Here is a 12,090-nt window from a genome sequence, read left to right on the forward strand (position 1 = left end):
GCCTCCCGGCGAAGCTCCCGTCGTTCTCGAATACGTCCTGCCGCGTCAGCCGCACATATCGAGAACACCTGTTTTGCCAAGTCCACACCAATGGTTATAGTGCGCATTGGAAACTCCTCGTCCAGACATACCGATGGTAAGAGCCATCATGGTCCTTCAAGACCGAGCGGTTATCCGCAGGGATGGGGAGTTTCCTTTTTACTCATTCAAGCCGACTACGGTAGTTCCTTCGCTTTAGTGGACACCCTGACCTAACGATCAGGAGTATCACAATACCCCACACTGGCCCCGACGTCCCCCATGACGAAGGTGCAGGTTGGGGGGACTTCCCCACGCTGGCTGGGTATCAAGCCAATCATGGTTCTGGAAGACCGAACGGCGGTGGCGCCGAACTTGGGATATCCTCCAGATTCAGGCCGACGCCGCTTCGCGGCATCGTTCAAACCGGGCATGAGGAGTCAAGGAGTGGCAATGCAAGCCGGAAACATCGAGAAGTGGCAGAACATCCGCAGCAAGGGCATGCTGAGATTTGTTGTTGTCAGGGGAATCCTTGGTTGGGGCCTGGGTACGGCAGTTTTATTCACCCTGATCCAGTGGCTGATGGGTGGCGCGAAGGAAGTCCCTCAAACATGGGCGATATCCTTTGTCCTCTTCCCGGTTGCGGGTATCTTCTGGGGCATGTTCATGTGGTTCTTCTTCAACCACAAATTGCGACAGCAGGGTGCTCGCTGATGACTCCCAACAACGCATTCAAGCGAACGCCATCTCGCCGCGTGGCCTGATCCAGGGTTGGATTGCAATGACAGATTGGCGGTACCTGCTTTTTGCCGGATCAATCCATGCCTTGGGCTTTGTGGGCCTGTTTGCCATTACGCTTCTCCCGCTGCGGGCATTCCTCGCAATTCGACGCAACGCGTATCTATGGCATGCAGCTGGCGTCGGCAGGGTAAGCCTCGTGATTGTGGCGGCATCTGCAATCGCGGCCGTGTCACTCAGCATCCCGCTTCTCGCAAGAGTTTTCCGCTGCCTCACAGAGACGTACTGCGGAGCAAACCGCGCTAGCGGCTGGATCTTCCTGGCCTTCATCGGCGTGCTTTACCTCGGCTTCGAGCTCCTGTCCAACGTAGCGCTACGGGTTGCACGCAGGACCAGCCCTGTTGAGAACTGAAAACTCCGTAACCCGCTTCCCGTCAATACCGGCGCACATGATGGCTTTGCCTTTCATGCGAAACACATCGGAGGTCAGCCTTGCCAACATCCACGTCCGCTATGGATCGGGCAATCATGGTGCATCGGTCACCCTCATGCTCAAGAACGATCCAGTCGTTGGCAGCATGGCATTCCCTACGTTGACGGATGGCTGTTGAGGCAGCGCTGGCAATTCACTCAAACCCCGCGCGCTTCGCTGCGCGATATAGCTATTGCACGGAACCACAGGAGCTACTTCATTACGGATCCAGTACCCACTTCTGGTCGCAGAATGATCGTCATTGCAGCCCTCTCCGTGATGGGGGGCATCATCGGCACCGTAGGCGGTAGAGCCCTTGGCGCCACATTGCACACATCGCCGGCCTGGATGGGCCCCGCCATCATGTTCGGCGTACTTGCAGTTGCCATCGCCAGCCTGCTGCTGGCGCCAGCCATAGCGCGCGGCATCCGCAGCAAAGGTCGTAACGCTGCCCCCTGACACTTCATTCGGCCCGGTTCCATTTTATCTGCCACTCAACTCCAGAGCGGGAGCATTGCGAAGTTACGCAGCATCCGTTTTGAGCTGGCTGTTTCGGAAGCGATCATTTGGCAGAGGGCCCGGCGTTGGTCCTCGCGTTCTGCTTGTTCACCATCGGTGCGCTCGGCCCGGCGTTGAAGCGCATCCAGATTTCCAGCCCAGGTATCGGCTTGAATGAACAAGCTCCGCAGCGCGCTCACGACGGCGGCACCCGGGGCCGGACTGAACCACGGCGCACGCCAACACCATCAGCCTACCGCCAAGCTAACCGCATCTTGCCCCTGCCAGCGTTCCTTGGCAGAGTAAAATCTGTCTGGCGCAGTACCCGCCGCGACTACACACAACCGCAACGTGCAACGGAAGGACTCACGCATGCGATTTGCACCTCACCATCCTCTTGCCGCTGCCAAGCGCCTGGCGGCTCGTCCCGCCGCGCTGTTGCGCAGCAGCCTGGCAGCGCTTGCCATCACCCTTTTGCTGGCGGCCTGCGGTAAGCCGGTGCCTGCGGACAAGCAGGACTATGTTGGCAGCTGGGAGTCCGCTACTACCTTGCTGGTGATCGATAGCGGTGGTCGGGTGATCTACAAACACCAGCCCAGTCCCTCGGTAAGCAAGTCCCTTGATGCCCCCATCAAGGCCTACGAGGGCAACGACTTCATTGTGGGCGTCGGCCCGGTGAGCACCCGGTTCGTGGTTTCTGTACCCCCCCACCGGGTGGATGATCACTGGAAGATGACGGTGGACGGCCAGGAACTCACCCGGCGCTGAAGCGCCCGCACCACTGCGTTGGAACCGACAACCATGGACATTCGATGACCCGGCCCATGCTCCTTCTGTTGCTGGCACTGCCGGCCTTTGCGTGTGCCGCGCCCGCCAGTTCACCGGACTACCAGCAGGCATATGACACCTGCCTTGAACAGGCCGGGGGCATCAACAACGGTACCGTCGATGCCTGCTCCAGCACCGTGTCGGAGCAGGCAAAGGTGGAGATGACACGCCTCTACCGCAGCTTCTATCGCAGGCTGCTGGACCAAAGCCCCGACGATGCGGCCGCACTGGACCGTGCGCAGAAATCCTGGCTGGTCTACCGTGACCTGCACTGTCAGCTGGCCGGCGCCCACGTCGGCTCACCGATGTATTCCTTCTGCCCGATGCAGCTCAATATCGCCCGGGTAAACGAGCTGCGCGAGCTCGTTGGGCAGTAAATTCTGCAAGCCACAGAGAACGCCACCAGGACTCCCCATGACCGACCCTTACAACTCACCTGCCAACCGCAATACCAATGTGCTGTTGAACGACGCCATGGTCACCACCGCGTTGGAGCTGCCCGGCTATCGCACCGTACGCAGCCTGGGGTTGGTGCGTGGCATCACCGTGCGCTCGCGCTCGGTGATCGGCAACCTGGTTGGCGGGCTGCAGACGCTGTTTGGCGGCAACATCACCATCTACACCCAGCTATGTGAGCAGGCCCGCGAGGAAACCTACCGCGACATGGTTACCCACGCCCGCCAGCTGGGCGCCAATGCCATCATCGCCGTGCGCTATGACGCCACCGAGTTGATGAGCGGGCTGACCGAGGTGTTGTGCTATGGCACGGCGGTGGTGGTGGAGAGCGAATCCCGCTGAGGTCGACTGCCCAGCCTTCGTTGGCACGGGGATTCGCCGGCACTTACTACACCGCAATGCAGCGCATCGGATGAAGCAGATCAAGTCACCTCACAGGTTCATCGCACTGATCACCACGGTGGTGGTTCTGTGCATTGTCTGCAACCCGGAACTCGCAGGTCTTGCCGTTCTCCTTGATGCCTATGGCATCGATGTACTGATGTACCTGCTGTCCGCGCAGATTGCCGTGTTGTTCGCAGATCGAATATTGCCCCGCCTGCACTACCTGGGCCGGCACTGGGCAAGGCCCGTGCCTGGCCTCCTCTTGCGCATGCTGCTCGCTGTCAGCGGCGGCTACCTGCGGCACTTGTTCTGGCATGGAAGAGCAGCCCGGGCCACCCTGCTTCGACCCGCTTTCTGCCGGTGCTGATAGCGGATGTCTCATCGGCGTGCGAAAGGGTAATCCATCGGCCGCTCCCGTCGTGACATCATTCGGAACCATAAGCCGAGCAACCTTGCCCTACTACCCAGCTCTACCCCAACAACCCAGCCGGAGCAAACAGCTCATGCGTCTGTTGGAAACTGGAATTCGCCAGGCCGCAACCTCCTTCGCCGTGCTCTGGCTATTGCTCGCCAGCCCGGCCGTACCGGCGGCGACCAGCACCGTCGCCGAGCAGGCCGCGCTGCGTGCCGCCGAAGTCACCGGCATGGCTATCTACCGCCACGACCATGCGGCTGCCGTTGCCACCGATGCACTGCTCGCCGCCAAGGCGGGCGCACACGATCCTCGCGTGCGTGGCTGGATCAGTGAAGAGACGCCGCAGGGGCTCGTTGTCACCTTTTTCGACACGACACCGGCGGCACTCTATCGGGTAAGCGTGTCCCCGGAGGGCACTGCCGCCGCCCCCGTGCAGCTTGATCCACCACAGCCGCTCACCCCCAGCGAGGCGGGTGCCGCTGCGGCACGCCAGCTGGCCCTCTCCGCGAAGTTCCAACCTTGCTCGGACAGCTACAACCCGGTAGTGCTGCCTGAGGGTGACAGGTGGGTGGTGTACCTGATCCCTGGCACCACCCGGAACGACATCGTGCCACTGGGCGGGACTTACCGTGTGACCGTGGACGGATCGAAAATCACCGCGCAACGAGGTTTCACCCGCAGTTGCATCACGCTACCCGACAGCCCTGATGCGGTGGCCTTGCTCGTCACCCACCTGATGGACCCGGTGCCTACCGAAGCACATGTCTTCTGGAGTTTGTGGGCGAAGAAGCCCATCCATGTCTCGACAACCGATGGCAGCATCTGGAAAGTGGGTGGCAACCATATCCAGCCCAGCAACTGAAAACGACTGACAGCAAGGCCGGGATCTACCCGAGCGCCGCACGTCGATGGTGCATGGCACCGGCCACTGCGTGACGCACCATGAGGCAAGGCAGCGGGCGATCGATACCCGCCCAGCTGGCGCATCCGCCAGCCCCAACCCAGCGGAAAGGAAGTTCGATGAAAGCCTTTGCAACACTGGTGCAGTTTGAAGTGGTCGTCTGCATTGCTGCGGCATTGCTCCTTCTGCACTTCCAGCTGAGAGCCTATCGGCGTTACCGGCGGCCACTCTTCGCCACACTGGTCACCTCGACAATACTGGGCGTGATTGCCACAGCATTGGGCTCGGCCCCCTGTTTTGTGCCGCTTGATGAGGGGGCAGCCCTCACCTCCTTCTGGGTCGCCATCCCGGTCGCGGTGCTGGCCACCGTGCTCGGTGCCAGGGGTTCCGTGCAGCTGTGCCGTGCAATGGATGACTTCATCGGCAGGCCACCGTCTGATTGATGGCTGTTTTCCGTACATCTACAGCCAGGCATGCCGGTTTGTCATGATGAGCGGACTCGCCTTGGCGACCACGTTTGTGCAGCCTTTCAACCAACATCAGGAGACGCAAGGTCGATGGCTCGCCACCTCCTTTTCATCTGCACCCAGAACCGTTTGCGCAGCCCCACCGCAGAGCAGGTGTTTGCCACCTGGCCCGGCGTTGAGAGCCAATCGGCTGGACTCGGCAACGATGCCACTACCCCGGTAGCACCGGAACTGCTGCAGTGGGCCGACCTGATCTTCGTGATGGAGAAGGCCCACCGCAATAAACTGGCGACGAAGTTCCGTGCGCACCTGGGCGGCAAGCGCGTCATCTGCCTGGACATACCGGATGACTACGGCTACATGGATCCGCTGCTGGTGCAGCTGCTCAAACAGAAGGTAAGCCGCTTCCTGCCCCGCATGTGAACCACTCGCATCCGGCACATGCGCGCATGCGCTCAGGGCGGTGCCATGCCGCCCATCGTCGCCTGCCTGCCATTGCGCCAGGCGCTGCACCCGGCAAGCACAAGCGCATGCAGCAGCAAGGGCAGCGCCCAGCTGCTCCACAACAGCAACGCGATTGCATCCGGTGCGGGGGCGCGACCGCTGGCGATCCATGCCGGCAGCAACAGACGGAACAATACCGGCGCCAGGGTGACCAGATAGGCCCGTGTCATCCAGCGCCGGTGGCGCGCCACGTTGCCACGACGGATGCTGATCATCGCCACCAGCGCGGTGAGCAGCCAGGCCAAGGCGGTACCGGCAAACGCGGTGGTGATGGCGGCCGGTGCAGGCGACGTGGCGATCAGGCCCACCGCTGCCGCACAGGCCAGCAGCATGCCGCCGATGTAGGTCCGCCCCAGCCACCGATGCAGCTGCGGCCGGGCCTTGGGCCAGCGGGTGAGGAACTGCAAAGGACCCAGCACGATGCCAAGCACGCCGCCGCCGATGTGCAGCCACAGCCAGCCGCGCCGGGACCAGTACATCGTGTAATGCGCGGGGTCGAGTTGACCGTACTGTGCATGCACGGCGACCAGAAAATGCAGGCTCACGCCGGCCAGCGCCAACCACAACATGGCCCAGGCCAGCCGCGGCAACATCCCGGGCCTGGCAGTGACCGTGGGCGATGCATTCGACATGGGGCCTGCCTCCGCGGGTGTCGGCGGCCAGCATACAGTGCCCCTGCAGGCGCGCGTACCGGGCGGTAATCCACCCCGAAGACGTCATCGGAATGAATGGGGCCAGATTGCCGTCGCGCTATCTCCACCCGATGCCCGGCCAGAGATGCCCCACCTCTGTACTCGGGTGGGGGGCGTGGCTCAGTCGTCGAATTCAGCCGCCGCTTCGCGGCCCTGCTGACGGATAAGTGCTTCCTCGCGCGCGTCATTGATGGCTTCACGCACGCTGTCCAGGTCCACGGCACGTTCGTCCGGGGTGTATTCCCCGCGCAACACCGTGTCCGGCAGCAGTTCACCGGCCTGGAAAAGCTCCCACATTTCCTCGCCGTACCAGGTATCCAGCAATGCCGGAGCGCTGCGGCCCAGGTAGGCGGTGAGGTTGTTGACGTCACGCAGCAGCATGGTGCGCGCGGCGTTGTTGCCACCGGCACTGACGACCTGCGGGAAGTCGATCACCACCGGACCGTCCGGCCCAACCAGCACGTTGTAGGGCGACAGGTCGCCGTGGATCAGGCCGCAGCACAGCATCAGCTTGACCTGCTGCACCAGCACTGCATGGAACGCACTGGCCTGCTCGGCGTCCAGCTCCACCTCACCCAGGCGGGAGGCACTGTAGCCCTCGGCGTCGGTGACCAGTTCCATCACCAGCACGCCATGGAAATAGCCGTGCGGCTCGGGCACCCGCACGCCGGCATCGCGCAGCTGGTACAGCGCGTCCACCTCGGTGTTCTTCCACGCCGCTTCGGCCTGCTTGCGGCCGTAGTTGCTGGCCTTGCCGATGGCGCGGGCCTCGCGGCTGCCGCGGACCTTGCGGCCTTCCTGGTACTGCACGCGCTGCTGGAAACTGCGCTGCGCCATGTCCTTGTAGACCTTGGCGCAACGGACCTCATCGCCGCTACGGACAACGTAGACGGCTGCTTCCTTGCCACTCTTGAGCGGGCGCAGCACTTCGTCGATGACGCCGTCGTCTATCAGTACCTGCAGTTGTTGGGGTGTTTTCACAGTGTCTCGGTGGATGCGGGTGGCGGTCCGATCTGCATCGAACGTGGGCCGTCCGGGTGGGATCAGGCGGGCATATTGTTGCCGATGGTACGGAAACCGGCCAGCCATGGAAGTGACGGGGGTTCAGGCTGGGCAGTGGGGCTGGCACATACGCGAACGGCCAGGCATTGGGCCTGGCCGTTGGTCGGTGATCGCAGGTCGCAGCAGGCTGCGCCCACCCTCTCCCCAACCCCTCTCCCGGAGGGAGAGGGGCTAGAGCGCACCCTCAGCGGCTCAGCACACCGGGGTTCATCAGGCCCTTGGGGTCGAGCTGGTTCTTGACTGCATCCAGCACGGCCAACGCCGCCGGGTCACGGCCGGCGCGGTAGTCGTAGAACTTGCCCAGCTGCAGGTGGGCGGCGCCATGCGCACGCATGGTGTCGGCGATCTGCCGCTTGAGGGTATCCGCCGCCGCGCGTGCATCCAGGTGTTCACCCGGGCAGCCGATGCGCTCGCGGTGGTCGGCATCAACGGTGCGCAGGTGGAAGGCGTTGTGGCTGTCCGGCCAATAGATGCAGGGCTCGATCACCACCGTCTGCGCACCCACGCTGGACAGCAGGGTGCCGATGAACAGACCGTGCTTGTCCATGGTTTCCTGCTCGCGCGCGAACAGGTCCTGCAGGGCGTTGAACATACGGGTGGCCTTGGAATGCGGCACCAGCGCGTGCACCGGTGCCCAGCGCTCGCCCTGCGGGCCGAGCATCGAGTTCCAGGCCGCGAACGGATTGGCCGCCATCATCCTGGCGATCGACGGTTCGATACTTTCACCGAACTCGCCCACCAGCTTGCGCGCACGCGCCACGCGATCGGCTACCTCGGCGGCGCTGTCGCCTTCCAGGGTGATGTGCAGCGAGAACTGCTCCTGGTCAACGATGTCGCGGCCCTTCACCGCCAGCTTCAGGCCGGAGATCAGGCCGCCCTTCTTGATCACGTTGGTCAGCGCCTTGACGTCGCTGGACAGGCCGGCGCGGCGCATGCGCACGCGGGTCAGCGCCGGATCGAAGGCGGCCGTTTCGCTGGCCAGGCCATGCCGCGAGAGCACACCCAGGGCACCGAACAGACCTTCGGCCGTCGGGAATTGCCAGGACAGGTAGTCGATATGCGCATGCTTGGGAATGAGCTTGAGCACGATGCGCGTCTTGATGCCGAGCAGGCCGCAGTCGCCCAGGAACAGACCGGTCAGGTCCGGCCCGTACCAACGGAAGAACGGGCTGGTATTGGCCGCGGCCGCCGAACCGGTGGTGAGGATGTCGCCATTGGCGGTAACCACCTGCAGGCCCAGCACCACATCGGCCGAGCAGCCATAGCGCGCGGTGCCGTGGAAGATCGCACCCTGCGACATGCCACCACCTACGGTGGCATGCGAGCCGGACATCGGCCCGAAGTACGGCGTGCGTACGCCCTTGGCATCCAGCGCTTCCTTGAGCGCGCGCCAGGTGACGCCGGCCTCGACCACCACGTAGGCGTCTTCCAGGTTGATCTCGACGATCTTGTCCAGCGCGCCGGTGTCCACCAGCACACTGGGGCTCTGCGCGACGGTATAGCCGCCGGTGTAGCTCATGCCACCGCCACGCGCGATGACCGCCACACCGGCATCGGTGAGCTGCTTGACCGCATCGGCCAGCTGCTGCGCGTCATTCGGGCGCAGCACGGCCAGCAGCGGCTTGCCCTGCGAATAGACGTCGGTGGAAAAGTACTCAAGCTCGCCCGCATCGGTGACGATGCTGCCGCCCCAACTGGATTGCAGGCGGTCGATGACGGCGGTTGCGGTGTCGTTGCTCATGGGGGTCCTTCGGCTCAGGCAGACAGGGCGGCAGCGCGCCCCTGGTAATCGGATTCGGCATCGCCAACCACGCGCAGCGGCACTGGCAAGGCACGCAGGCGGGCAGCCAGGTCGGGGTGGGTGACATCGCGCAGCAGGCCGTGCAGGCGGCTGCCCAGACGCAGCAGCTCCACCACGTTGGCGTGCACCCGCGCAGGCGCCGGTGCGTCCACGCGGCGACGCGCGGCGGCGCTGGGCGGCAGCCACGGCCACAGCAGGTGGCGCTCGCGCTCCCACTGCCAGGCATCGCAGAGATAGCCGCCGGCGCGATCAATGACGGTGCTGGGCAGGCCCTGCAGCAGCACCGCCTGTTCTTCGGCGGTGAGCAGCCAGGGCGAATGCAGCACGACCTCGGCAACCGCTGCGCCCAGTGCCTGCACCAGCGCAGGCACGTAGCCGGCGGCAGCGCCGTGCGCTTCGATCACCAGCGGCAGGGCGTTGTCGGCGGGAATGGCGGCGAGCAGTGCGGCCACTAGGGTGGCGGCATCCAGCGCGCCCTCGCTTTCGCAGGACGCGCCATGGCCAGGCAGGTCAGGCAGCAGCCAGGCGCTGTCGCCAGCGTCGATCTGCAACGGCGACAACGGTCGCGTGCCGGGGGCATGCAGGCACAAGCGCAGCACGCCCTGCCCCGCCCGTTCCCACACCGCCATGTCACCGGCGCCGGTGACGATGATGCGGCGCTGCCAGCTGTTGGATGCCAGCGCCGGAGCGGCGGCTTCGACAAAGGCCGGTTCGTTGGCCAGGGTCTGCGCCAACCAGCCGTCCATGCCGTCCTGCATGGCGGGGATGCCGTTGGGTTCTTCTAGCACCGTGACATTGGCGGGCAGGTCGCGCAGGCGCGGCATATGCGCCAGCAGCGGATCACCATGGCGGTACACCAGCCACGACGGCATCTGCAGCTCACTCAGCCAATGGTGGTCGTTGTGGCGGAACGCGGCGGCGTAACCGGCACGGTAGGTATCGCCCACGTCGAGCACGTCCATCACCGTTTCGCGGCTGCTTTCGGTGGTCTGCGGCGGGATGGCCATGGCCGCTTCGGCACGGCCGTCATACCAGGGGAAGTAATATTTCTGCTCACGCATGCGCGACCACAGCCAGCGCAGGTGCGAGCCATCCCATTGCGGCACGAACGGCGGCAGGTAGGCATCGCCGTACAGCGTGGATTCCTGCGGGGTGAACGCCGCATAGCCATCAACCACCAATGCGGCCACGCGGGTGGGATTGGCCCAGGCCAGCCAGGTCGCGATCAGGCCGCCGGTATGCATGCCGAACACGGCAAAACGCTGCAGACCCAGCGCATCGGCGAACTGCAGGGTTGCAGCGCCGAACTCGGCAATCGTCATCGGGTTGCCGGGCAAGGCATCGGAATAGCCGAAGCCGGGCGTGTCCGGCGCGATCACCGTGTAGCGGTCGGCATAGCGCTGCTGCATCTGCGCCCACATCCGCGAGTTCTGCGGCGACTGGTGGATCAACAGCAGGGCCGGGCCACTGCCGGCGATACGGTAATGCACCTGCCGCCCGTTGACGGACACGAAGCGGCGTTGGATCTGGGTCATGCGTATTCCTTAAAGCCGTACCAGCGCCTTGCCCAGGTTCTCGCCCTTGAGCAGGCCAATGAAACCAGCCGGCGCCGCGGCCAGCCCGTCGTGGATATGTTCGCGGTAGCGCAGCGTGCCGGCGGCGATCATCTGCGCCAGCTCCGCGCGGCATTGCGCGAAGTCGGCCAGGTGGTCGTAGACCACCAGGCCTTCAAGCCGTGCACGCGCCCCAATCACCGGCCCCAGGTTGGGCCCGGCCGGGCGTTCAGCGCGGTTGTACTGGTCACTGAGCCCGCACAGCACCACCCGTGCATGCAGGCGCAGCAGCGACAACGCGGCCTCCAGCACCGCGCCGCCGACATTGTCGAAATAGCCATCAATGCCGTCCGCGCAGGCGGCGCGCAGGGCCTGGGCAAAGTCCGCATCGCGATAGCTGACGCAGGCATCGAAGCCGAATTCATCGGTAACGATGGCGCACTTCTGCGCGCTGCCGGCAATGCCGACCACGCGGCAACCGGCGGCCTTGCACAGCTGGCCGACGACGCTGCCAACCGCGCCGGCGGCGGTGGATACCAGGAGGGTTTGGCCGGCCTTTGGCTGCAGGATCCTGCGCACGCCGGCCCAGGCGGTAAGCCCAGGAATGCCGAGCACGCCAACGGCGGTGCTGGCCGGCGCCAGCGCCGTATCCACCACGGCGGCGGTGTTTGCATCGATGGCGGCGAATTCGGCCCAGCCGGTCATGCCGGTGACCACGTCGCCGATCTGGAAGCGCCCGCTGCGATCTTCAATCACCGTGCCGATGCCATAGCCCGGCACGATGCTGCCCAGCGGCGGGCAGGGCAGCGCGTAACGGCCGCCGAGCTGCGCACGCAGGAACGGGTCCAGCGACAACCACTGCACCTGCACCAACAGCTGGCCATCGCCGGGCACCGGCAAGGGCAGCTGCTGCAGTTCAAAATCCTGCAGCTGCGGCAGGCCTTGTGGAACCTGCCGCAGGCAGACGGCCTGCATGGTGCTGTGCAGGCCGTCCATCATCAGAACGCGTTGATGCCGGTCAGCTCGCGGCCGATCACCAGCTGGTGCACGGTCTCGGTGCCTTCGTACGTGATCACCGACTCCAGGTTCAGCGCATGACGGATCGCACCGTGCTCGGTGGTGATGCCGGCGCCGCCAAGCAGGTCACGGCACTCACGGGCGATGTCGATAGCCAGGCGGCAGTTGTTCCACTTGGCCAGCGAGACCTGCTGCGGCTGCATCTGCCCGGCGTCCTTGAGGCGACCGAGCTGCAGCACCAGCAACTGGCCAGCGGTGATGCGGCGGGCCATGTCGGCCATCTT

General features: G+C 64.5%; 16 protein-coding genes and 1 pseudogene. 10 read left to right on the forward strand and 7 right to left on the reverse strand.

The window, feature by feature from the left end:
• Positions 1-107: pseudogene (locus B2527_RS13405) on the reverse strand (IS110 family transposase); the annotation flags it as partial.
• Positions 108-300: 193 nt separating this feature from the next.
• Between B2527_RS13405 and B2527_RS13410 the strand changes: the two are divergent.
• The 10 genes from B2527_RS13410 (at position 301) to B2527_RS13455 (ending at position 5,600) form a co-directional block, all read left to right on the forward strand.
• Positions 301-732, forward strand: coding sequence for a hypothetical protein (locus B2527_RS13410; protein ID WP_293714286.1), 432 nt, complete (start codon positions 301-303; stop codon positions 730-732).
• A complete protein-coding gene (locus B2527_RS13415) occupies positions 722-1,168 on the forward strand; it encodes a hypothetical protein (RefSeq protein WP_293714288.1) in 447 nt (148 codons plus the stop codon). Before B2527_RS13410 ends, B2527_RS13415 begins: the two co-directional genes overlap by 11 nt.
• Before the next feature lie 312 nt (positions 1,169-1,480).
• Positions 1,481-1,687, forward strand: a complete 207-nt coding sequence (locus B2527_RS13420) for a hypothetical protein (RefSeq protein ID WP_293714290.1) — start codon at positions 1,481-1,483, stop codon at positions 1,685-1,687.
• Positions 1,688-2,098: 411 nt separating this feature from the next.
• Entirely contained in the window at positions 2,099-2,494 is a 396-nt protein-coding gene (locus B2527_RS13425) for a hypothetical protein (protein WP_293714292.1), read from the forward strand.
• Positions 2,495-2,550: 56 nt separating this feature from the next.
• Positions 2,551-2,931 carry a lysozyme inhibitor LprI family protein gene (locus B2527_RS13430; RefSeq protein WP_293714294.1) on the forward strand — a complete coding sequence of 127 codons (381 nt, stop codon included), beginning with the start codon at positions 2,551-2,553 and terminating at the stop codon, positions 2,929-2,931.
• Between the two features lie 37 nt (positions 2,932-2,968).
• The gene (locus B2527_RS13435) at positions 2,969-3,352 is read left to right on the forward strand and encodes a YbjQ family protein (protein ID WP_293714296.1); all 384 of its coding nucleotides are present in this window, start codon (positions 2,969-2,971) and stop codon (positions 3,350-3,352) included.
• A 70-nt stretch (positions 3,353-3,422) separates the two neighbouring features.
• A complete protein-coding gene (locus B2527_RS13440) occupies positions 3,423-3,761 on the forward strand; it encodes a hypothetical protein (RefSeq protein WP_293714298.1) in 339 nt (112 codons plus the stop codon).
• A 136-nt stretch (positions 3,762-3,897) separates the two neighbouring features.
• A complete protein-coding gene (locus tag B2527_RS13445) occupies positions 3,898-4,671 on the forward strand; it encodes a hypothetical protein (protein ID WP_293714299.1) in 774 nt (257 codons plus the stop codon).
• A 158-nt stretch (positions 4,672-4,829) separates the two neighbouring features.
• Positions 4,830-5,153, forward strand: a complete 324-nt coding sequence (locus B2527_RS13450; RefSeq protein WP_293714301.1) for a hypothetical protein — start codon at positions 4,830-4,832, stop codon at positions 5,151-5,153.
• Between the two features lie 114 nt (positions 5,154-5,267).
• The gene (locus B2527_RS13455) at positions 5,268-5,600 is read left to right on the forward strand and encodes a low molecular weight protein tyrosine phosphatase family protein (protein ID WP_293714303.1); all 333 of its coding nucleotides are present in this window, start codon (positions 5,268-5,270) and stop codon (positions 5,598-5,600) included.
• 32 nt (positions 5,601-5,632) lie between these two features.
• Here the strand turns inward: B2527_RS13455 and B2527_RS13460 are convergent, their stop codons facing one another.
• The 6 genes from B2527_RS13460 to B2527_RS13485 form a co-directional block, all read right to left on the reverse strand.
• Positions 5,633-6,313 carry a DUF2306 domain-containing protein gene (locus B2527_RS13460; protein WP_293714305.1) on the reverse strand — a complete coding sequence of 227 codons (681 nt, stop codon included), beginning with the start codon at positions 6,311-6,313 and terminating at the stop codon, positions 5,633-5,635.
• 180 nt (positions 6,314-6,493) lie between these two features.
• The gene (locus B2527_RS13465; RefSeq protein ID WP_293714307.1) at positions 6,494-7,354 is read right to left on the reverse strand and encodes a PA4780 family RIO1-like protein kinase; all 861 of its coding nucleotides are present in this window, start codon (positions 7,352-7,354) and stop codon (positions 6,494-6,496) included.
• Between the two features lie 265 nt (positions 7,355-7,619).
• Positions 7,620-9,176 carry an FAD-binding oxidoreductase gene (locus tag B2527_RS13470; protein ID WP_293714309.1) on the reverse strand — a complete coding sequence of 519 codons (1,557 nt, stop codon included), beginning with the start codon at positions 9,174-9,176 and terminating at the stop codon, positions 7,620-7,622.
• 14 nt (positions 9,177-9,190) lie between these two features.
• On the reverse strand, positions 9,191-10,771 hold the full coding sequence (locus tag B2527_RS13475) for an alpha/beta hydrolase (RefSeq protein WP_293714311.1): 1,581 nt from the start codon (positions 10,769-10,771) through the stop codon (positions 9,191-9,193).
• Between the two features lie 9 nt (positions 10,772-10,780).
• Positions 10,781-11,785: an NADP-dependent oxidoreductase gene (locus tag B2527_RS13480; RefSeq protein WP_293714313.1), complete on the reverse strand. Its 1,005-nt coding sequence runs from the start codon at positions 11,783-11,785 to the stop codon at positions 10,781-10,783.
• Positions 11,786-11,787: 2 nt separating this feature from the next.
• Positions 11,788-12,090 (reverse strand): acyl-CoA dehydrogenase family protein (locus tag B2527_RS13485; RefSeq protein ID WP_293714314.1); only part of this gene is annotated, 303 nt, incomplete at its 5' end.

The sequence above is a fragment of the Stenotrophomonas sp. UBA7606 genome (assembly GCF_002477705.1).
Classification (GTDB): Bacteria; Pseudomonadota; Gammaproteobacteria; order Xanthomonadales; family Xanthomonadaceae; genus Stenotrophomonas.

Excerpts from the sequence above, each read along its gene's own strand:
- B2527_RS13410 (WP_293714286.1), top strand. The coding sequence starts at position 301 with ATGACGAAGGTGCAGGTTGGGGGGACTTCCCCACGCTGGCTGGGTATC.
- B2527_RS13420 (WP_293714290.1), top strand. The coding sequence starts at position 1,481 with ATGATCGTCATTGCAGCCCTCTCCGTGATGGGGGGCATCATCGGCACC.
- B2527_RS13425 (WP_293714292.1), top strand. The coding sequence starts at position 2,099 with ATGCGATTTGCACCTCACCATCCTCTTGCCGCTGCCAAGCGCCTGGCG.
- B2527_RS13430 (WP_293714294.1), top strand. The coding sequence starts at position 2,551 with ATGCTCCTTCTGTTGCTGGCACTGCCGGCCTTTGCGTGTGCCGCGCCC.
- B2527_RS13435 (WP_293714296.1), top strand. The coding sequence starts at position 2,969 with ATGACCGACCCTTACAACTCACCTGCCAACCGCAATACCAATGTGCTG.
- B2527_RS13440 (WP_293714298.1), top strand. The coding sequence starts at position 3,423 with ATGAAGCAGATCAAGTCACCTCACAGGTTCATCGCACTGATCACCACG.
- B2527_RS13445 (WP_293714299.1), top strand. The coding sequence starts at position 3,898 with ATGCGTCTGTTGGAAACTGGAATTCGCCAGGCCGCAACCTCCTTCGCC.
- B2527_RS13450 (WP_293714301.1), top strand. The coding sequence starts at position 4,830 with ATGAAAGCCTTTGCAACACTGGTGCAGTTTGAAGTGGTCGTCTGCATT.
- B2527_RS13455 (WP_293714303.1), top strand. The coding sequence starts at position 5,268 with ATGGCTCGCCACCTCCTTTTCATCTGCACCCAGAACCGTTTGCGCAGC.
- B2527_RS13460 (WP_293714305.1), bottom strand. The coding sequence starts at position 6,313 with ATGTCGAATGCATCGCCCACGGTCACTGCCAGGCCCGGGATGTTGCCG.
- B2527_RS13470 (WP_293714309.1), bottom strand. The coding sequence starts at position 9,176 with ATGAGCAACGACACCGCAACCGCCGTCATCGACCGCCTGCAATCCAGT.
- B2527_RS13475 (WP_293714311.1), bottom strand. The coding sequence starts at position 10,771 with ATGACCCAGATCCAACGCCGCTTCGTGTCCGTCAACGGGCGGCAGGTG.
- B2527_RS13480 (WP_293714313.1), bottom strand. The coding sequence starts at position 11,785 with ATGGACGGCCTGCACAGCACCATGCAGGCCGTCTGCCTGCGGCAGGTT.